1 pseudogene is annotated in these 611 nt (G+C 39.9%); it reads right to left on the bottom strand.

Annotated features, from left to right (window positions below):
• A pseudogene (locus tag A3842_RS13015) lies at nt 1-187 on the bottom strand (IS110 family transposase); the annotation flags it as partial.
• Nucleotides 188-611: the final 424 nt, after the last annotated feature.

The raw sequence follows: 611 nt of genomic DNA, 5'->3' as shown, positions 1-611 counted from the left end.
ACTGTACCAGTTGCTCCAGACCTGTTCGTGTATTGGAGAATACACAATCTTTCCCCAGTTCAATTCCCCGAAAGTCAATGGCTCGGGCCACATGGGTTTCCTTAGCGATGTCTGCGCCTACGACAAGGGTCTTGTCGGAAATTCTCATAATCCGTTGATTCTGTTTCTTCGATTGTTTATACTTCATGTTGAGTGCCTCCTGCGCTGGAATTTGTTCTCTGGACGGAACGTTTCCCAGTATACAGCTGGCGCTTTTTTCATTCAAACCTCAAATTAATTCATTACAGGAATGGCTCCTTAAAGAACTTGAACTTTATAGCTTTTGAACTAAAATCGTTTTTGAAGCACTTTAAGCAATGTCATATAACGTTCCTGTATTCACGACCCAGCGTATGCTAGGTGTCCTACAAATGCCGGACCAAGGGCGTATGCCCGCAGCGTGAATATTATGTTATATGAAGTCCGTTTAGCTATTTAACTTGCCCAACAATCCTTTCACATTTGAAGTGTTATTTTTTTTGTCTTTTGTTGTCCATGCCACAGTCATATTAAATTTCTTAAGTAATTGAATTAATTCAGCTATATCTTCAACATTTCCATCAGTATAAACA

The organism is Paenibacillus sp. P3E (assembly GCF_001909045.1).
Classification (GTDB): Bacteria; Bacillota; Bacilli; order Paenibacillales; family Paenibacillaceae; genus Paenibacillus_AQ; species Paenibacillus_AQ helianthi.
The sequence above is the reverse complement of the archived record's forward strand: the minus strand, read 5'-3'. Positions and strand labels throughout refer to the sequence as shown.